This is a genomic window from Gilvirhabdus luticola, from assembly GCF_040117515.1.
GTDB classification, from domain to species: domain Bacteria; phylum Bacteroidota; class Bacteroidia; order Flavobacteriales; family Flavobacteriaceae; genus Gilvirhabdus; species Gilvirhabdus luticola.
On sequence record NZ_JBEEEN010000010.1, the window covers coordinates 86,050 to 105,329 of the forward strand.

The 19,280-nt window shown below is 32.2% G+C and carries 18 protein-coding genes; 11 read left to right on the top strand and 7 right to left on the bottom strand.

Annotated features, from left to right (window positions below; genetic code table 11):
* Positions 1 to 15: 15 nt before the first annotated feature.
* From AAFP94_RS14260 to AAFP94_RS14275, 4 genes are read right to left on the bottom strand one after another with little or no spacing between them, the layout of a single operon-like run.
* Positions 16 to 753, bottom strand: coding sequence for a head GIN domain-containing protein (locus AAFP94_RS14260; RefSeq protein ID WP_316663416.1), 738 nt, complete (start codon positions 751 to 753; stop codon positions 16 to 18).
* A 16-nt stretch (positions 754 to 769) separates the two neighbouring features.
* Entirely contained in the window at positions 770 to 1,858 is a 1,089-nt protein-coding gene (locus AAFP94_RS14265) for a DUF4097 family beta strand repeat-containing protein (protein ID WP_316663414.1), read from the bottom strand.
* Positions 1,836 to 2,393 carry a hypothetical protein gene (locus AAFP94_RS14270; RefSeq protein WP_316663412.1) on the bottom strand — a complete coding sequence of 186 codons (558 nt, stop codon included), beginning with the start codon at positions 2,391 to 2,393 and terminating at the stop codon, positions 1,836 to 1,838. Before AAFP94_RS14270 ends, AAFP94_RS14265 begins: the two co-directional genes overlap by 23 nt.
* Before the next feature lie 14 nt (positions 2,394 to 2,407).
* On the bottom strand, positions 2,408 to 2,968 hold the full coding sequence (locus tag AAFP94_RS14275; protein ID WP_316663409.1) for an RNA polymerase sigma factor: 561 nt from the start codon (positions 2,966 to 2,968) through the stop codon (positions 2,408 to 2,410).
* Between the two features lie 241 nt (positions 2,969 to 3,209).
* Here AAFP94_RS14275 and lon point away from each other — a divergent pair, with 241 nt between their 5' ends.
* From lon to AAFP94_RS14330, 11 genes are all read left to right on the top strand, one after another.
* Complete coding sequence (lon, locus tag AAFP94_RS14280; RefSeq protein WP_316663408.1) at positions 3,210 to 5,660, top strand: endopeptidase La; 2,451 nt, start codon at positions 3,210 to 3,212, stop codon at positions 5,658 to 5,660.
* A 96-nt stretch (positions 5,661 to 5,756) separates the two neighbouring features.
* On the top strand, positions 5,757 to 6,776 hold the full coding sequence (gene porQ / locus AAFP94_RS14285; protein ID WP_316663407.1) for a type IX secretion system protein PorQ: 1,020 nt from the start codon (positions 5,757 to 5,759) through the stop codon (positions 6,774 to 6,776).
* Positions 6,776 to 7,471, top strand: a complete 696-nt coding sequence (gene cmk, locus AAFP94_RS14290) for a (d)CMP kinase (protein WP_316663406.1) — start codon at positions 6,776 to 6,778, stop codon at positions 7,469 to 7,471. The genes porQ and cmk overlap by 1 nt, the downstream gene beginning before the upstream one ends.
* Before the next feature lie 174 nt (positions 7,472 to 7,645).
* The gene (gene rpsA, locus AAFP94_RS14295; RefSeq protein ID WP_316663405.1) at positions 7,646 to 9,505 is read left to right on the top strand and encodes a 30S ribosomal protein S1; all 1,860 of its coding nucleotides are present in this window, start codon (positions 7,646 to 7,648) and stop codon (positions 9,503 to 9,505) included.
* A 149-nt stretch (positions 9,506 to 9,654) separates the two neighbouring features.
* On the top strand, positions 9,655 to 10,197 hold the full coding sequence (gene pyrR / locus AAFP94_RS14300; RefSeq protein ID WP_316663403.1) for a bifunctional pyr operon transcriptional regulator/uracil phosphoribosyltransferase PyrR: 543 nt from the start codon (positions 9,655 to 9,657) through the stop codon (positions 10,195 to 10,197).
* A 3-nt stretch (positions 10,198 to 10,200) separates the two neighbouring features.
* Entirely contained in the window at positions 10,201 to 11,130 is a 930-nt protein-coding gene (locus AAFP94_RS14305) for an aspartate carbamoyltransferase catalytic subunit (protein WP_316663401.1), read from the top strand.
* Positions 11,131 to 11,133: 3 nt separating this feature from the next.
* A complete protein-coding gene (locus AAFP94_RS14310; protein ID WP_316663398.1) occupies positions 11,134 to 11,466 on the top strand; it encodes a ribonuclease Z in 333 nt (110 codons plus the stop codon).
* 1 nt (position 11,467) lies between these two features.
* Positions 11,468 to 11,941, top strand: coding sequence for a DUF3291 domain-containing protein (locus AAFP94_RS14315; RefSeq protein WP_316663396.1), 474 nt, complete (start codon positions 11,468 to 11,470; stop codon positions 11,939 to 11,941).
* The gene (locus AAFP94_RS14320; protein ID WP_316663394.1) at positions 11,938 to 12,843 is read left to right on the top strand and encodes a ribonuclease Z; all 906 of its coding nucleotides are present in this window, start codon (positions 11,938 to 11,940) and stop codon (positions 12,841 to 12,843) included. Before AAFP94_RS14315 ends, AAFP94_RS14320 begins: the two co-directional genes overlap by 4 nt.
* 25 nt (positions 12,844 to 12,868) lie before the next feature.
* Positions 12,869 to 13,516: a pyridoxamine 5'-phosphate oxidase gene (pdxH, locus tag AAFP94_RS14325; protein WP_316663392.1), complete on the top strand. Its 648-nt coding sequence runs from the start codon at positions 12,869 to 12,871 to the stop codon at positions 13,514 to 13,516.
* A gap of 166 nt (positions 13,517 to 13,682) precedes the next feature.
* Positions 13,683 to 14,180: a CAP domain-containing protein gene (locus AAFP94_RS14330; protein ID WP_316663390.1), complete on the top strand. Its 498-nt coding sequence runs from the start codon at positions 13,683 to 13,685 to the stop codon at positions 14,178 to 14,180.
* A gap of 358 nt (positions 14,181 to 14,538) precedes the next feature.
* On the opposite strand, the gene AAFP94_RS14335 is transcribed toward AAFP94_RS14330, so the two are convergent.
* From AAFP94_RS14335 to AAFP94_RS14345, 3 genes are all read right to left on the bottom strand, one after another.
* Positions 14,539 to 16,470, bottom strand: coding sequence for an OmpA family protein (locus tag AAFP94_RS14335; RefSeq protein ID WP_316663387.1), 1,932 nt, complete (start codon positions 16,468 to 16,470; stop codon positions 14,539 to 14,541).
* 15 nt (positions 16,471 to 16,485) lie between these two features.
* Positions 16,486 to 17,406 (bottom strand): PorP/SprF family type IX secretion system membrane protein, encoded by a 921-nt coding sequence (locus tag AAFP94_RS14340; protein WP_316663385.1) that lies wholly within the window; start codon positions 17,404 to 17,406, stop codon positions 16,486 to 16,488.
* 11 nt (positions 17,407 to 17,417) lie between these two features.
* A partial coding sequence (locus AAFP94_RS14345) for an HYR-like domain-containing protein (RefSeq protein ID WP_409628923.1) occupies positions 17,418 to 19,280 on the bottom strand: 1,863 nt, incomplete at its 5' end.

Sequence of the window (19,280 nt, forward strand, 5' to 3'; positions counted from 1 at the left end):
TTAACATCTTGCATATTATGATTTACTAATGTCTCCAGAGCCAGACACTTTATTATCTTCTTTTTCTGGATTGCCTTTATATGCTATATCACCAGAGCCTGCTACTCTTGCTTTTATTGACTGATTACTTACGACTTCTGCATCTCCAGAGCCAGCAACTGCAACATCTGTGTTATTGGCTTGTAAATGAAATCCGTGAAAATCACCTGAACCAGCCACTTTAGCGATGAGATTATTAGTGCTTCCTTTCAAGGTTAGATCTCCAGAACCAGCTATTTTTCCCTCAACTTCAGAGGTTTCAATGTCTAAAGTTAAATCTCCGGAACCAGCAAGTGCAACTTCCAAATGATTTGTACTTATATTATCTTCATTCCATAAGTCTCCAGAACCAGCAAGTGCTACACTGCTTATATCTTTAAAAGGAATAGTGATTTTAATTGTTTTATTTTTACTAGGTTTTAAGTTGAAATTCTTCTTTACTTTAACTTTAAGGGTATTGTCTTTTACTTCTGCAACAATATAATCTAGTAAATTTTCTTCACCTTCAACAGTAATATTTCCTTCAGTACCATTTACAAGTATATAATCCATGGAACCAGCACAGGCTATGCCATCATAATCACCTGTTTTTATGGTTTTAGAAGAAATCTTACCATTTCCTTTTATAGTTTTATTGGATTGCGCGCTTACTGATAAAGTAAATAGAAGAATTAATGTGAAAATTGCATGTTGTATTTTGATTAATTTTTTCATGTCTGTTGTTTTTTGATTAATTTTTTGATAATGATACGCTTCCGTAATCTGAATTGATTGTAATTGTGTTGCTTGCATTTTTGTTTCCGTAGTAACCCGCATAATTCTTGGTGTTACTTTTTTCAATTTGTTTCATTATTTCAATTTCGCCTTTATTCCTTAATGACGCATATTGTAGATCAAGATTAAAATTAAAATTGTAATTAGGATCAAACCCAATGGTAATGCCAGTGTAATCAGACTCTATTGATACATTACCAGCGTTTGCTGTAATATTCTTTATTTTAATAGATCCATAATCTGCTTTTAATTGGATATTTTTATGAACATCTCCAAATACTGCAGTTAGATAATCGCCTTTGCCAATAACAGAATTTACTTTGTCAATTTTTATATTTCCATAATCGCATTTATAGTTGACGTCTTCTGCTATTTCAATATGTGAGTTTGTATAGTCTGCAATGATATCCAATTGCTTTGTTTTAGCAACTGTATAACTGCTATAATCGGCATTTATCTTTCCACTTTTTATATATTCGAAATGGCTATTATTGGTATAGTCGAAAGAAATATTGTTGTTATCAGCCATTAATTCTTTTGTGGTTACTTGACCATAATCACAGTTTATGTTAGCCTGACCTTCTAATTTATCAAGATTGATGCTTCCATAATTGTTATTGAGATTTACATTATTTGTTATTGGCATTTTTATAATGTAATTCACTTTTACGTTTACCTTATCGTTTTTGCCCCAATTCCACCACGAACCGGATTTAGAGCTATTAAATTTAGTTTTTGCAGAAACCATACTTGGAGAGGCTTCAAATTCTACAGAAATATCATCAAGCTTTTTTTGTGCTTTTTCTTCGTTATTACTATTTGTTGTAATGATAACTTCAATTTCAATAGTATTTTGATTCCAAGTAACAACATCTATATTACCATAACTGTTGTTTACTTTGAGTGTTGCATCAGAATTTACTGAATACTCTTTTTTAATCGTTTTTTCTTTTTCATGTTTAACGTTATTACTTGTTAAACTGAAAATAAAAGATGGTACTAATAAAAGTACAACAATGGCTCTAAATTGTAGCTTTGTTCTCATTTGTTATATTTTTTAATTGTTTTACAGTATCAATTTGTTCTAGTGTATTTTTTAAAAGGTCAATTCTATTTTGGAAGTTTGAAATCATGGCATAAATAACGCGATTGTCATCATCACTTATAGATAGATCTTTTTTCAATTTTTCGTAATCATTTTCTAAAATTTTCATTTGTTTTAACGCATCATCAACCAGAAGTTGGGTTACAGGAGAAGATTCGCTAGTTATTTTTTTAAGTTCAACTTCAATAGTCGTAGTAAAAAAATCTTCTGTTTCCGCCATTTCTGGCGAAACACTCGCCAAGTCACGAGTATCATCGTTTTTTTGATTTCCTATTGAGAATACAACTAATAATACTATAGTAGCTGCGATACCCAATAAAGGTTTCCAGAAAGCCGATTTATGCTTCTTTTCAGAACCCTTTTGATAAGTGTTTAACTTATCAAGAAAGCGACCTTTATGATCTGTTCTTGGCTCTTCAAGATCAAAGTCATTTTTAAATTGTTCAAAAAGATTATCTAAATTATCTTTACTCATAACTTGAGTTTTAATTAGTTTGCTGCTAAAGGCAGTAGCTTATTTCTTAAACTTTCTTTTGCTCTTGAAATAATGGTTCTGCAATTTGCATTTGATATTTCCATTATTTCACTTATTTCTTCGTAATCGTAACCTTCAATTAAATTTAAGGTTAATGCTATCCTGTAATTGTCTTTTAATTCTTTAATAGCCTTCAGTACCTGTTGTACTTTTAAGTTGGTCAAACCATTGTCACTACCAATGCTTTGGTCAGTCTCAACTTTATATAATACATTGTCAAAAGGAACGTTTTGGTATTTATTATTTTTTTTATAATGATAAATACTGTTATTAATTACAATTCGTTTTAACCAGGCACCAAAGGTTTTTAAATCTTTTAATTCACCTAGTTTTGTAAAGGCAACTAAAAAGGAGTCTTGCATGATGTCTTCGGCTTCATAAGTATCCTTTACAATCCTTAAAGAAGTGTTGTACATTGCTTTATAATATCTGTTATAAATTTCCAACTGCGCATGTTGGTTTCCAGATATACATAGCTCTGCAAGTTGCTCTATATTTAGGTTGGGTAGTGACACAAAAACAAATTGTTTATAAGAAAGATGAAGTTACTTAAACTTTGTTACAGTTATAATTAAAAAACTGCAATAAATTTATTTAAAGTTGGCATGTTAATTGACTTTTTATGGAAGAAGTTATGAGTTTAATTATTTTTAACTAATTGAAAATAAAATAAATAACTTCATTTTATAATTTAATTTTGAACAATATCCGTTCTGTTATTTAGTTAAATAATGACATAATGGCTTAAATATTTTTATGAAGAAAACCAATTTACTTAATCTTGACAGTTTGTCATTTCAGGAATTTGACGAAAATTCGGAACTAATTCCGTTAATGACACCTGAAGATGAAGCAGAGATAAATAATGAGAATTTACCTGAAGTATTACCAATACTACCGTTGAGAAATACAGTGCTTTTCCCAGGTGTTGTAATCCCAATAACTGCCGGACGGGATAAATCCATCAAGCTTATAAAAGATGCCAATAGCGGCAGTAAAGTTATAGGTGTTGTATCCCAAAAAGACGAATCTGTTGAAGATCCTTCTGCACGAGATATAAATGAAACAGGAACTGTCGCAAGAATTCTTCGTGTATTAAAAATGCCAGATGGCAATACAACAGTTATAATTCAAGGAAAAAAACGTTTTAAAGTTGCAGAGGTAATTACTGAAGAACCATATATGACTGCTACAGTAAGAGAGGTTCCAGAAGCTAGACCAGCAGATCAAAATAAAGAATTTGGAGCTATCATAGACTCTATAAAAGATTTGGCTTTACAAATTATAAGAGACAGTCCAAATATTCCAAGTGAAGCTTCTTTTGCCATAAAGAATATAGAGAGTAGTTCATTTTTAATAAACTTTGTGTCTTCAAACATGAATCTTTCTGTGAATGAGAAGCAATCATTGTTAGAGCAAAATGATTTAAAAGAAAGAGCTCTTGCCACACTTAAATATATGAATATCGAATTTCAGAAACTCGAACTTAAGAATGATATTCAATCCAAAGTACAAAGTGATTTAAATCAACAACAGCGTGAATATTTCCTTCATCAGCAAATCAAAACTATTCAAGAAGAACTTGGAGGAGTAAGCTATGAGGAGGAAATAGATGAGATGAAAGTTCGTGCTTCAGAAAAAAAATGGGACGAAGTTGTTGCTAAGCATTTTGATAGAGAGTTAGCTAAAATGCAACGTATGAATCCACAAGTGGCAGAATACTCCATTCAGAGGAATTATTTGGATTTATTTTTGGATTTACCATGGAACGAATACAGCAAAGATAAATTTGATTTAAAACGTGCTAAAAGAATTCTAGACAGAGATCATTATGGTCTAGATGATGTGAAAAGAAGAATCATTGAGTATTTGGCTGTTTTAAAATTAAGAAACGATATGAAGTCACCAATACTTTGTCTTTTAGGACCTCCAGGTGTTGGTAAGACTTCACTTGGTAAATCAATTGCTGAAGCACTCGGTAGAGAATATGTACGAATGTCTCTTGGAGGTTTGCGAGATGAGGCAGAAATTCGTGGTCATAGAAAAACATATATAGGTGCAATGCCTGGAAGAATTCTTCAAAGTTTAAAAAAGGCTGGCACATCAAACCCTGTTTTTGTTTTAGATGAAATTGATAAACTATCAAATTCTCATCAAGGAGATCCTTCTTCCGCAATGCTGGAAGTTTTAGATCCAGAACAAAATAATGAGTTTTATGACAATTTTCTTGAGATGGGCTACGATCTTTCAAAAGTTATGTTCATTGCAACATCTAATAGCTTGAATAATATACAACCTGCATTACTTGATAGAATGGAGATTATTAATGTTACAGGCTATACTATAGAAGAAAAAGTTGAAATTGCTAAACGTCATTTACTTCCAAAACAATTAAAAGAACATGGATTAACTGACAAACACTTAAAAATAGGTAAGCCACAATTGGAGAAAATCGTTGAAGGTTATACACGAGAATCTGGTGTTAGAGGCCTTGAAAAGCAAATAGCAAAAATGGTACGTCATGCTGCCAAAAATATTGCTATGGAAGAAAATTATAATGTCAAAGTAATTAATGAAGATATTATTGAAGTTCTTGGTAGCCCGAAACTAGAACGCGATAAATACGAAAACAATAATGTTGCAGGTGTGGTAACAGGTTTAGCTTGGACCAGAGTAGGAGGCGATATTCTGTTTATTGAATCTATTTTATCAAAGGGAAAAGGTACTTTGAATATTACTGGTAACCTTGGTAAAGTGATGAAAGAATCTGCAACGATTGCTATGGAATATATTAAAGCCAATGCAGATGAGTTAGGTATTGATCCAGAAGTTTTTGATAAATATAATGTTCATATTCACGTTCCTGAAGGAGCAACGCCTAAAGACGGCCCAAGCGCAGGTGTTACTATGTTAACGTCTTTGGTTTCTCTTTTCACACAAAAGAAGGTTAAGAAAAGTCTGGCTATGACAGGAGAGATTACACTTCGCGGAAAAGTACTTCCAGTTGGCGGTATCAAGGAAAAGATATTAGCTGCCAAACGTGCTAAAATAAAAGAAATCTTGCTTTGTGAAGAGAACAGACGTGATATCAATGAAATTAAAGAAGATTATTTAAAAGGTCTTAGCTTTCATTATGTAACCGATATGAGCGAAGTCATTAATTTAGCAATTACGAATCAAAAGGTAAAAAACGCAAAGAAACTTTAATATTTGAACCTCGATTATATTCGAGGTTTTTTTATGAATTAAAAATAAATCAAACCTGAAACCGTTTTAAGATAGATTTAGTTACTTTGTGCCTTTATGTTAAAGAGAATCAGCTTATTTTTTTGTTTGCTTTTAAGCAATTTTGCTTTAGCTCAATTAGGGGGTGAATCAACATATCAATTTCTTAATTTGGTGTCATCTCCTCGACAGGCTGCTCTTGGTGGTAAAGTTATTACCAATGTGGACTACGATGTAACTCAAGGGCTTTACAATCCAGCGACAATTAATATGGATATGGACAATCAATTAGCTCTAAACTATACGAGTTATTTGGGAGGTATAAGTTATGGTACGGCTGCTTATGCTTATACAATTGATAGAAGAACCCAAACATTTCATGCTGGTATTACATACATAAATTATGGTTCTTTCGATGGCTATGATGAAGAAGGTAACCAAACAGGAACATTTACTGGCAATGAAGTTGCATTATCAATGGGCTATGCTTTGCAGATTGGATATTCAGATTTTTATTTTGGTGGAAACTTAAAATTAATCACTTCAAAATTAGAACAGTACAGCTCTTTTGGCGCTGCTGTTGATTTAGGTTTGATATATATTGATGATAGGATTGATTTTAACGCTGCGTTAGTTGTAAGAAATCTAGGAAGCCAAATTACAACGTATGCCGGCCTAAACGAACCGCTTCCTTTTGAAGTAGATTTTGGACTGTCACAAACTTTAGAACATGTTCCGATACGATGGCATATAACTTTTGAGAATTTGCAAAAATGGCCAATTGCAAGACCAAACCCTGCAAGAGCTACTTCAGATTTATCTGGAAATCAAACTCAAGAGAAGATTGGTTTTTTCGGACAAGTTATTAGGCATACTATTTTAGGAGCCGAGCTGTTCCCTGAAGGAGGTTTCAATATTAGATTAGCTTATAATTTCAGAAGAGCTGAAGAATTACGTATTGTGGATCAAAGAAATTTTTCAGGATTATCTGCAGGATTCTCAATTAAAATTAATAAAATGCGCTTTAGTTATACGCATGCCAAATATACAAGTGCCGCAAATTCTAACTTTTTCGGCTTACAATTAGACTTACAATAATGAGCAAAATAATAATAGCTATCGACGGCTTTTCTTCAACAGGCAAAAGTACTGTAGCTAAACAGTTGGCAAAGCATTTGGGCTATATTTATGTTGATTCTGGAGCCATGTATAGAGCAGTAACGCTTTTTGCAATGCAAAATAATTTTGTTGATGATTCTCATTTTGATATAGAAGGATTGGTAACTGCACTGCACAATGTTTCTATAAGGTTTAAATTCAATGAAAGTTTAGATTTTTCTGAAGTTTATTTAAATGATAAAAATGTTGAAAAGGAAATAAGAACATTAGAAGTATCAAATTTTGTAAGTCAGGTTTCAACAATCCCAGAAGTTCGATATCAGTTGGTTAAACAACAACAGTTAATGGGTAAATATAAAGGGATTGTTATGGATGGCAGAGATATTGGAACAGTGGTTTTTCCAGATGCCGAATTAAAAATTTTCATGACAGCTTCAGCCGAAACCAAAGCCAAGCGTCGCTACCAAGAGCTTGTTGAAAGAGGAGATGAAGTAGAGTACGATGAAGTACTAAAAAATGTTCAAGAACGTGATTATATAGATTCACATAGGGAAGATTCTCCTTTGGTAAAAGCTAAAGATGCCATAGAGATTGATAATTCAAACATGACCATTCAAGAACAATTTGATAAAATTCTACAACTCGTAAATAAGACACTCGTTGATTTAGAGTAAAACTTTAATTTTTAAGCAAATAGTTTAGGTGAATTTATTTTAAAGTACTATTTTTGCACTCCTTTTAGCAAATGACGGAAAGATAAAAGGAACGATAAAAATAAATTTTAACGCTTCTGTGTGTTATTGCTTTTAAATCTTCCGAAACATACAGAATACAAATTTAATCAGCACATGGCTGAAAAAGCAAAAAAAGCTAAAGTTGTAGCAACGGAAACTCCAGAAGTTGCAGAAACTGAAGTTCAAACAGCTGAAGCTCCAGTAGTATCTGAAGCTCAAGCAAATCCAGAAAAATTTTTAAAAGACTTTAATTGGCACAACTATCAAGAGGGAATTGATGAAGTTGATGACAAGCAACTTAAAGAATTTGAAAAATTAGTAGCAGAAAATTTCGTTGACACTTTAGACGAAGAAGTTGTAGAAGGTGAAGTAATTCACATTACAGATCGTGATGCCATTATAGATATCAATGCAAAATCTGAAGGCGTTATTTCTTTAAACGAATTTCGCTACAATCCAAACTTAAAAGTAGGAGATAAAGTAGAGGTATTAATTGATGTGCGTGAAGATGCAACTGGTCAATTAGTATTATCTCACAGAAAAGCTAGAGTAATTAAAGCATGGGATCGCGTAAATGCAGCTCATGATTCTGGCGAAATCGTAAATGGTTTTGTGAAATGCAGAACTAAAGGTGGTATGATAGTAGATGTTTTTGGTATCGAAGCGTTCTTGCCTGGTTCTCAAATTGATGTAAAACCAATTAGAGATTACGATCAATATGTAAATAAAACTATGGAATTTAAAGTTGTAAAAATCAACCACGAATTCAAAAACGTAGTAGTTTCACATAAAGCTTTAATTGAAGCTGATATTGAAGAGCAAAAGAAAGAAATTATTGGTCAATTAGAAAAAGGTCAAGTATTGGAAGGTGTTGTAAAAAACATCACATCTTACGGAGTCTTTATTGATCTTGGTGGTGTTGATGGATTAATACATATTACAGATCTTTCTTGGTCAAGAATCAATCATCCAAACGAAATAGTTGAGTTGGATGAAAAATTAAATGTGGTAATCCTTGACTTTGATGAAGATAAATCTAGAATTCAATTAGGATTAAAGCAATTAAGCAAGCATCCTTGGGAAGCTTTAGGAGAAGAGGTAAAAGTTGGAGATAAAGTAAAAGGTAAAGTTGTAGTAATTGCAGATTATGGAGCATTTATTGAAGTTGCTGATGGTGTAGAAGGCTTAATTCACGTTTCTGAAATGTCTTGGTCTACACATTTGCGTTCTGCACAAGATTTCGTTTCTGTTGGAGACGAAATTGAAGCAGTTATTTTAACATTAGATAGAGAAGATCGTAAAATGTCTTTAGGTATTAAGCAATTAACTCCAGATCCTTGGACTGATATTACAGGAAAATATCCTGTAGGCTCTAAACATACAGGAATTGTTAGAAACTTTACAAACTTTGGTGTTTTTGTAGAATTGGAAGAAGGTATTGATGGATTAATTTATATTTCAGATTTGTCTTGGACTAAAAAGATAAAACATCCTAGTGAGTTTTGTTCTGTTGGGGATAAACTTGACGTTATCGTTCTTGAATTAGATGTTGAAGGTCGTAAATTAAGTTTAGGGCACAAACAAACAACAGATAATCCTTGGGATAAATACGAAACAGAATTTGCTTTAAATACAGTACACAAAGCAGAAATTTCTGAAATTGTAGATAAAGGTGCAACTGTTGAATTTAATGATGATATTGTTGCTTTTGTTCCTTCTCGTCATTTAGAAAAAGAAGATGGTAAAAAACTTAAAAAAGGGGAAGAGGCAGAATTTAAGATTATCGAATTCAATAAAGAGTTTAAAAGAGTAGTTGCATCTCATACAGCTGTTTTTAAAGAAGAAGAAGCTAAGATTGTGAAAGCAGCGGCTAAAAAGGCTGAAGCTGCAGCTGCAGAAGCAAAACCGACACTTGGTGATGCTAATGAAGTTTTACAAGACTTAAAAGATAAAATGACAGGAAAAAAGAAATAATTTTTTCCATGTTAAGAATAAAAAAGGCCTTTCATTAATTTGAAAGGCTTTTTTTGTTTGCAATGAAGATGAAATTATGATTTTTAATATTAATCTTAATTTTTAAATTTTTGCATTACCTTTGTACTCCAAATACGTTTGGGTTGAATATGAGTCAAAAAGTGTTACTTAATGCAAAAGAGGTAAACATCATTCTACATCGATTGGCTTGTCAACTCATTGAAAAACATACAGATTTTACTGATACAGTTTTAATTGGAATCCAACCTAGAGGAAAATTTCTAGCAAATAGACTAGTTAAAATTCTTTCAGAAGCATATAAAATCAAAAATATTCAATTAGGTTATTTAGATATAACTTTCTATCGTGATGATTTTCGACGTGGAGATAAGCCTTTAGAAGCCAATACTACAGAAGTTGATGTAATTATAGAAAACAAAAAGGTAGTATTTATAGATGATGTACTTTATACAGGTAGGAGTATTAGGGCAGCATTAACTGCCATTCAATCTTTTGGAAGGCCTAAAGAGATTGAACTCCTGACTCTTATAGATAGACGATTTAGCAGACATTTACCAATTCAGCCAGATTACAAAGGTAGACAAGTAGATACCATTAATGAAGAAAAAGTTGTGGTGAATTGGCAAGAGAATAATGGTGAAGACAAAATTTATTTAATTAATAACGAATAGTAAATGAGCGAATTAAGTGTAAACCACTTACTTGGAATAAAATATCTTAACAAGCAGGATATTCAATTAATTTTTGAAACTGCAGATCACTTTAAAGAAGTCATCAACAGACCAATTAAGAAAGTTCCTTCACTTCGTGATATTACAATTGCTAATTTATTCTTTGAAAATTCTACAAGAACCAAGTTGTCTTTTGAGTTGGCTGAAAAAAGACTTTCTGCAGATGTAATAAATTTCTCCGCTTCTCAATCCTCTGTAAAAAAAGGAGAAACTTTAATTGATACTGTAAATAACATTTTATCAATGAAAGTGGATATGGTTGTTATGAGACATCCAAATCCAGGAGCTGGTGTATTTTTATCTAAACATGTCAATGCAAGTATTATTAATGCTGGTGATGGAGCTCATGAACATCCAACACAAGCACTTTTAGATTCGTATTCTATTCGAGAACGCCTTGGATATGTTAAAGGGAAAAAAGTGGTCATTGTTGGAGATATTCTTCATAGTAGAGTGGCACTATCTAATATTTTCGCATTACAACTTCAAGGAGCAGAAGTAATGGTTTGTGGGCCAAAGACTTTAATTCCTAAATACATTGATAAACTAGGAGTTAAAGTAGAATATAATCTTTTAAATGCTTTAAACTGGTGTGATGTAGCTAATATGTTACGTGTACAAAATGAGAGAATGGAAATAAGTTATTTTCCTTCTACAAGGGAATACACACAGCAATACGGGATTAATAAAAAATTATTGGATTCCTTGGATAAGGAAATTACCATTATGCATCCAGGACCTATAAATCGTGGTGTTGAAATTACAAGCGATGTAGCAGATTCTAAACAAGCCATAATCTTGAATCAGGTTCAAAATGGAGTAGCAATAAGAATGGCAGTTATATATTTATTGGCATCCAAAATAAAACAATAAGTTATGATTATTGATAATAATAATAATATTACACTTGTAACTCAAGAGAAAGCATCAATTGTTGAACTTGTTAAAAAACTTCAGATCATTTATCAAAGATATAAAAATGATAATATTATTGTTAACCTTACCAGTTTAAAAACTTTGTCAACTTCAGATGTTATTGAGTTTTTAGAGATTTCTAATCAACATAGAAAATCAAAACATTCATTTGTTATTGTAACAGATCAAATTGAAGAAGATAAAATTCCAGATGAACTTATTATTGTTCCTACGCTTCAAGAAGCTTATGATATTATTGAAATGGAAGAAATAGAAAGGGATTTAGGATTTTAATATGAATTACCATTTAGCACAAGTAAACATTGCTAAAATGCTGGCACCATTGGATGACCCAATAATAGAAGGTTTTGTTAATAATTTAGACAGGATAAATGAACTCGCTGATCAAAGTAGCGGCTTTATTTGGAGGTTAAAAGGAGAAGAGGATAATGCAACTGCTATTAAAGTTTTTGAAGATACCTCCTTAATAATTAATATGTCAGTATGGAAAGATTTAGAATCGCTATTCAATTTCACCTATAATTCAAATCACATAGAAGTATTTAAGCGTCGTAAAGATTGGTTTAGTAAAATTAAAATGTTACACATGGCATTCTGGTTTGTTCCGGTTGGGTATATACCATCACCAGTAGAAGCAAAAGAAAGATTAAATTATATTAATAAATTTGGAGAAACACCTTTTGCTTTTACATTTAAAAGCAAGTTTACAGTGAGTGATTTTTTAGATTATAAAAAAAATGCTTCATGAATTTAACAATTTTAGGCTGCTACAGTGCAACTCCAAGAACCAATACAAACCCTACTTCGCAGGTTTTAGAAATTAAAAACCATATGTTTCTTATTGATTGCGGAGAAGGAACACAGGTAGAGTTAAGACGTAATAAGATAAAGTTTTCCAGAATTAAACATATTTTTATTTCTCATCTTCATGGCGATCATTATTTTGGTTTGGTTGGTCTAATTTCAACATTTAGGTTATTAACTAGAGAAGCAGACTTACATATTTACGCACCTAAAGGACTAAAAGAAGTCATCACATTACAAATGAAATTAGCAGATTCATGGACTAATTATAAGCTTATTTTTCATGAATTGAGTTCTAAAGCGTCAGAACTCATTTTTGAAGATGATAAAGTACAAGTTTATACAATTCCTTTGAAACATCGCGTCTATACCAACGGATTTTTATTTAAAGAAAAAGAAGGGGATAGAAAATTAGATATAGAAGCAGTTGAACAAGCCAATATTAATATTGCATACTACAGGAAACTAAAACAAGGATTTGATGTAGAAAATGAAGATGGAGAAATAATTAAAAATGAAACAATTACTTTAAAACCTAAAAAGCCTAAAAGCTATGCATTTTGTAGTGATACTGTATTTAATGAAGAAATTGTTGCATTAATAAGAGAAGTAGATGTTTTGTATCATGAATCTACTTTTCTTGAAAAGCATAAAAAGTATGCAGACCCAACCAAACATAGTACTGCTAAACAAGCTGCACTAATTGCCAAACAGGCCAATGCTGGTAAGTTAATTTTAGGGCATTATTCTACACGTTATGATAATATTGAAGATTTTAAAATTGAAGCGAAAGAAATCTTCAACAATGTTGAACTAGCAAAAGACGGTAAAACATTTAAACTTTAGTTTTTTCTTGTAAATTGCATTGGCAATGGAAAAAGATTTAAGCAATTACAGAAAGTCTTATGAAAAGGATGAACTTCTTTTAGAAAACGTCCCAGAAAACCCAATGGAATTATTTCAAAAATGGTTTTTTAAAGTGGATAAGTTTTTTCCAGAAAATGAAACCAATGCCATGACGTTATCAACCATTGGTTTGGATGGAATTCCAAAGAGTAGAGTAGTGCTACTTAAAAAATTCACCTACGAAGGTTTTATTTTTTATACTAATTATAATAGTGAAAAAGGTAATGCCATCAACGCTAACCCAAATGTGTGTTTGTCTTTTTTTTGGTCAGGAGCAGAACAACAAATAATAATTAAAGGGAAAGCGGAAAAAATCTCCGAAAATTTAAGTGATGGTTATTTTGAATCTCGACCAAGAGGTAGTCAATTGGGAGCACTTGTTTCTCACCAAAGTGAAATTGTAGAAAACAGAGATGTGCTTGATAATAAGCTTAAAGAACTTGAAAAAGAGTATGAAGGAAAGGAAATTTCTAGACCTAACTATTGGGGCGGCTATATTGTTAAACCATTTGAGTTAGAGTTTTGGCAAGGAAGACCCAATAGACTTCATGATAGAATTAGGTATTCTTTAAAAAAAGATTATAGCTGGGCTATACATCGATTATCTCCATAAAAAATCAGACGAAATACACATATTTTAACTCCTGATATGCTGTTCATCGATTAGAAGTAATTAATTTCGATGAACGACACGTTTTTCATCGATTTTAACATTTCATTAACATTTACTTCAGGTTGGTCTACTAAATTTACAAGTCCAAATCTAAATTTACTTAACCATGAAGTTATTAACCAAACTACCTACATTGGTATTATTAGCTTTTTTAACCTACTCTTGTTCAACAGATAATGTTGATGAAAATGTTGAAAAGCTTGCGTCAAAAGACTTGATTGTACCAGCGCCAAAAACTATTGAAATTGAAATTTTAGAACTTATTAATGACCATAGATTAAGTGTTGGTTTAAATCCACTTAAAAATATGGATATTATTAAATCACAGGCTTATAATCATACAGATTACATGATAGAGCAAAACCAAGTGTCTCATGACAACTTTTATGAGAGAAAATCCTTTTTGACTGCAAATACAGGTGCTAAAGCCGTATCTGAAAATGTAGCCTATGGTTTTACTTCGGCCCAGTCTGTTGTAAATGCTTGGTTAAATAGTGAAGGACATAAACAGAATATTGAAGGTAATTTTTCAGATTTTGATATTTCAGCTGAAAAGAATGCCGATGGAAAATGGTATTATACTAACATTTTCATAAAAAAATAATTAAGTTTTATATGATTAAAACTTTAAACGATATAGAGTATTTTTATAGATAAAGAATACTTTATGCAATAGCAGTAATGTTATTTAAATTTAATTTTGGGTAAAACAGCCACTTTTTTAAAGTGGCTTTTTTTTGATCCTTAAATGTGAACTCTGTCAATTTAATATAACTCCATCAGCATTACTTTAACTTCTTGTTTAACCATAAATCAATTGTAAATTTAGAATACAATTCGTTTCTAAAGCTTTTTAAAGGATAATAAAGAACTTTTTAAGTTATTATGCACTAATGCTTATACTAAATAAAAAAGCCGCTTATTTAGCGGCTTTTTTATTTAATAGCACAATCTATTTTTAATTATTGCATTTGAATAATTATAAATTCGGTACGTCTGTTTAATTGGTGTTTGTTCTCTTCACAGTTTACACTGCCATCACATCCATTGGTCAATCTGCGTTCACCAAATCCTTCATGAGCCGTAATTCTAGCTGGATCAACGCCTTGAGAAATTAAATATTCGTAGGTAGAATTCGCTCTATCTATTGATAGTTTGTCATTATATGTTAATGTACCTCTAGAATCTGTATGAGATTCAATACGAATCACCATTCCTGGATAATCTTCGTTCATCAGCTTAACAATCTTATCCAACTCTAATGCTGCGTCAGGACGAATATTGTGTTTGTCGAAGTCAAAATATATGATTCCTAAATCGGCCAAAGTAACAACATCTTCAACTGGGCTTAAAACCAAATCTGCAGTAATTGTAGTTACACTGGTTTCAATATTTTTGGATGTAAATACCTTGGAATCGTCATGGTATTTTTTCTGACTTCCAACTATTTTATAATCAGAATCTCGATCTATATTGATTTCATAGTAACCATTTTCGTCAGTTTCCATGTATGCAATCTGTTTGTCATCACCATCATATAAAGTGATAATAGCATTAGGAATAGGCTTATTGTTTATAACATCACTAACAACACCTTCAACATTTAATAAAGGTACTCGGTTAAATGCATAAACATCATCATCACCAACACCACCTGCTCTGTTAGACGCAAAATATCCTGTTAGTCCATCTTCTTTCATAAAGAATGAAAAATCGTCTTTACTTGAGTTGATCGGAACTCCAAGATTAATAACATCAACAATATTACCATCAGCATCTTTGATTGATCCAAATACATCCAGTAGACCTAAACCTAAATGACCATCGGAAGAAAAGAAAAGAGATTCTTCATTATTTAGGTTAGGAAAAACTTCATTGCCTTTGGTATTAACTACATCACCAAGATTTTGTGGTTCGCCAAAAGAACCATCAGCATTTATATCTACATAGTAAATATCTGAACCTCCAAAACCTTCAGGTCTGTCTGATGCAAAATATAATTTGTTTCCATCACTATTTAATGCAGGATGTCCTGTAGAAAAATCATCACTATTAAAAGGAAGCTCTTCCACATCTATCCAAGTACTATCAGCAAAAGTGGCTTTATAGATTTTAAGATTGGTAATACCTTTACCATCTTTTCCTTCAACATTATTGTTAAAATTATTTCTAGAAAAATACATGGTTTTACCATCATTGGTGATTACCAATGGACCATCATGATAAATAGAATTAACATCTCCTTTTATTTTATCCTTGAAAGTAACGTCTTCTTCACCATTAGCTTCTTTTACTGTTTTGTCAAAAACATATACATCAAGGAAAGGTTGTTCATTCCATCCGTAAAGACGTTTTATTGAAACACCTTCGTCTCTTGAAGAAGTAAAGTATACTTTATTGTCTTTTTCGTAAGCTCCAAAGTCACTAAATTCTGAATTGAAATCTACTTTTGATAAAAAGTATTGTTGTTTAGCACTAAAAATACTTGAAATGAAATCCCCATCTTTAGAGAATTTATTTGTAGGTATGACGCCTCCAGAATCTTTAAATCTTCTTACCCATTCACGAGATTCTTTGTAATCTTCAACACCTCGTAATGCTTGGGCATAATTATAGTAATATTCAATTGGAACATTTTCCTGTTCTACAGCTTTTTTATAATACTTAACTGCATTTTTAGGATCTCTTAAATAAGCATAACAATCTGCCAGTCTTCGAGTAGCGTAGTCTGCGTTATAATTATTTTCTATAAGTTCTTTGTAAACTTCAGAAGCTTTTACAAAAGAAAATTTATTAAATAGCGTGTCTGCTTTTTTTTGCTTTCCATATTGGGCAAATACTGTAAAATTCACCGTCAATAAGATACAAACTAATATGTAATTTTTTAATTTCATGAGTAACGGTTTTAATTAGAAATATCGAGGTGATTTTAGTTTTGATTTAAGGAATTTAAACTCATAGATCAAAAGAACTTCATGGGTTCCATTGGTATAATCTGAAATATCTGATATAGAATGCTCATAAGCATATCCCAATCTTAATTGACGAGAGATTTGAAAATCAACAAATCCTCCAAGTGCTCCTGTAGATTGGTTAATTCTATATGATCCACCTAACCAGAATTTTTCATTAAACAAGAAACAAGCTGTAAGATCATAAGATAATGGAGCACCATTTGTGGCTTTTACCAAGAATGTAGGCTTAAATTTAACATTCTTGCTTAAATCAAATACATAACCACCAATTAAGTAATAACTTAATCTTTCTAGAGGCTCATATCCACTATCGTCACTATTTTTCTCTTTTAATATTCTAGGAGTCGATAACCCTAAATACCATCTATTTGAATGCCAGTAAATACCAGCACCAATATTTGGATTCCATCTATCTTCTATACCATAAATATATGGATCATCACTTTCTGCAAAGCGGAATTGTGAATCTAGACTATATCCCGTAAAACCAGCTTTTAATCCAAATGCTAATTTAGTATCTGCACCGGTTTGTATGGAATAAGAGAAATCTGCATATAGATATGAGAAATTTTCATAACCAAGCTCATCATTAATAAACGACAGACCTAAACCTATCTTATCATTTCTTAGAGGAGTATGTATTGAAAGCGTTTGCGTAATTGGACCACCTTTAAAGCCAACCCATTGACTTCTGTGTAGACCAACTATACTCAATGCTTCTCTACTACCAGCATAGGCTGGGTTGACAGATATGGTATTGTACATGTACTGCGTAAATTGAGGCAATTGTTGCGCAATACCAACCGTACAACTTAATAGTGCAAAAGCAACTATATAATGTTTAAAACGTTTCATAGGTTAAAGTTTTATTTGGTTCCTAGGTAGATTGGTCCAGTAAATGGATTCAGTCCACTATTTTTTAAATTAACAATATAATAATATGTACCAGCTGGGACTTTATCTGCATTACCGAATGACGAACTGTGAGCAGTTCCATTCCAATCATTTTGGTAATTGTGAGATTCATAAATTAAAGCGCCCCAACGATTGAATATTTTTATATCAATTTCAAATCCACATAATTCTATTCCTGTGATTTCAAAATATTCATTCCATTGATCACCATTCGGTGTTACTGCTTTAGAAATGACAACATCTTCTTGTCCACAAGGTAATACAACACATTCGTCATTTATATTCATAGTAATCTCTGTAGTACTTATACATGCATTCTCAATTACAGAATAGCTAAATATGTAATCTCCTAATTCTCCATTTGCAGGATCGAACATGCCATCGCTACTTACAGTTGCATCTCCAGAAACTACGGTCCATTCGCCTGAATCTGTATCACCACTTACATAAGCTGTTAGATCAATAACACCATCATCAATACATCTACTATCACTTACTTGAGTCACTATGGCATCCATGGTTACAAATAAGGTTTGTGTAAATACAGATGTATTGCCACACTCATCTGTTACAGACCATTCTCTAATAATCTCATAATCGTTCTCTGTTCCATCAAAAGTGCTTATTTCATTAAAGACTACAGTAACATTTTCAGAACAGTTGTCTGCAAATCCTGGAGTTGGTGGTTCTGGAATATCAGCACAACTTACATTTAGCTCTGTTTGTAAAGATGTTATTAATTCAGGAGCAGTTGTATCCTGAACGGTAAGATTTTGAGTATGTACAGTTGTATTATTACATTCATCAGTAGCTGTCCAGGTTCTTGCTAGTACATAGCTAGAAGGACAAGATCCATCAGTTCTAACTTCATTGAATGTCACATTAGCATTACCACAGTTATCAGATGCAGTTAATGTTTCAGCATCAGGTACAATATCACATTCAACAGTTATATCAGCAGGCAACGCTTCAACAAATGTAGGAGCAGTTGTATCCTGAACGGTAACATTTTGAGTATGTACAGTTGTGTTATTACATTCATCAGTAGCTGTCCAGGTTCTTGCTAGTACATAGCTAGAAGGACAAGATCCATCAGTTCTAACTTCATTGAATGTCACATTAGCATTACCACAGTTATCAGATGCAGTTAATGTTTCAGCATCAGGTACAATATCACATTCAACAGTTATATCAGCAGGCAACGCTTCAACAAATGTAGGAGCAGTTGTATCCTGAACGGTAACATTTTGAGTATGTACAGTTGTGTTATTACATTCATCAGTAGCTGTCCAGGTTCTTGCTAGTACATAGCTAGAAGGACAAGATCCATCAGTTCTTACTTCATTGAATGTCACATTAGCATTACCACAGTTATCAGATGCAGTTAATGTTTCAGCATCAGGTACAACATCACATTCAACAGTTATATCAGCAGGCAACGCTTCAACAAATGTAGGAGCAGTTGTATCCTGAACGGTAACATTTTGAGTATGTACAGTTGTGTTATTACATTCATCAGTAGCTGTCCAGGTTCTTGCTAGTACATAGCTAGAAGGACAAGATCCATCAGTTCTTACTTCATTGAATGTCACATTAGCATTACCACAGTTATCAGATGCAGTTAATGTTTCAGCATCAGGCACAACATCACATTCAACAGTTATGTCAGCAGGCAACGCTTCAACGAATGAAGGAGCAGTTGTATCCTGAATAGTAAATGTAGCTGAAGTTGTCGATGTATTTCCACATTCATCAGTAGCAGTGAATATTACTGTAGCAGCACCCGTGTTGCCACAGTCATCGCTTAAGCCAGT

What these genes read in the sequence shown, in the direction of transcription:
- AAFP94_RS14260 (WP_316663416.1), bottom strand. Translation starts at nt 753, where the DNA reads ATGAAAAAATTAATCAAAATACAACATGCAATTTTCACATTAATTCTT.
- AAFP94_RS14265 (WP_316663414.1), bottom strand. Translation starts at nt 1,858, where the DNA reads ATGAGAACAAAGCTACAATTTAGAGCCATTGTTGTACTTTTATTAGTA.
- AAFP94_RS14270 (WP_316663412.1), bottom strand. Translation starts at nt 2,393, where the DNA reads ATGAGTAAAGATAATTTAGATAATCTTTTTGAACAATTTAAAAATGAC.
- lon (WP_316663408.1), top strand. Translation starts at nt 3,210, where the DNA reads ATGAAGAAAACCAATTTACTTAATCTTGACAGTTTGTCATTTCAGGAA.
- porQ (WP_316663407.1), top strand. Translation starts at nt 5,757, where the DNA reads ATGTTAAAGAGAATCAGCTTATTTTTTTGTTTGCTTTTAAGCAATTTT.
- cmk (WP_316663406.1), top strand. Translation starts at nt 6,776, where the DNA reads ATGAGCAAAATAATAATAGCTATCGACGGCTTTTCTTCAACAGGCAAA.
- rpsA (WP_316663405.1), top strand. Translation starts at nt 7,646, where the DNA reads ATGGCTGAAAAAGCAAAAAAAGCTAAAGTTGTAGCAACGGAAACTCCA.
- pyrR (WP_316663403.1), top strand. Translation starts at nt 9,655, where the DNA reads ATGAGTCAAAAAGTGTTACTTAATGCAAAAGAGGTAAACATCATTCTA.
- AAFP94_RS14305 (WP_316663401.1), top strand. Translation starts at nt 10,201, where the DNA reads ATGAGCGAATTAAGTGTAAACCACTTACTTGGAATAAAATATCTTAAC.
- AAFP94_RS14310 (WP_316663398.1), top strand. Translation starts at nt 11,134, where the DNA reads ATGATTATTGATAATAATAATAATATTACACTTGTAACTCAAGAGAAA.
- AAFP94_RS14315 (WP_316663396.1), top strand. Translation starts at nt 11,468, where the DNA reads ATGAATTACCATTTAGCACAAGTAAACATTGCTAAAATGCTGGCACCA.
- AAFP94_RS14320 (WP_316663394.1), top strand. Translation starts at nt 11,938, where the DNA reads ATGAATTTAACAATTTTAGGCTGCTACAGTGCAACTCCAAGAACCAAT.
- pdxH (WP_316663392.1), top strand. Translation starts at nt 12,869, where the DNA reads ATGGAAAAAGATTTAAGCAATTACAGAAAGTCTTATGAAAAGGATGAA.
- AAFP94_RS14330 (WP_316663390.1), top strand. Translation starts at nt 13,683, where the DNA reads ATGAAGTTATTAACCAAACTACCTACATTGGTATTATTAGCTTTTTTA.
- AAFP94_RS14335 (WP_316663387.1), bottom strand. Translation starts at nt 16,470, where the DNA reads ATGAAATTAAAAAATTACATATTAGTTTGTATCTTATTGACGGTGAAT.
- AAFP94_RS14340 (WP_316663385.1), bottom strand. Translation starts at nt 17,406, where the DNA reads ATGAAACGTTTTAAACATTATATAGTTGCTTTTGCACTATTAAGTTGT.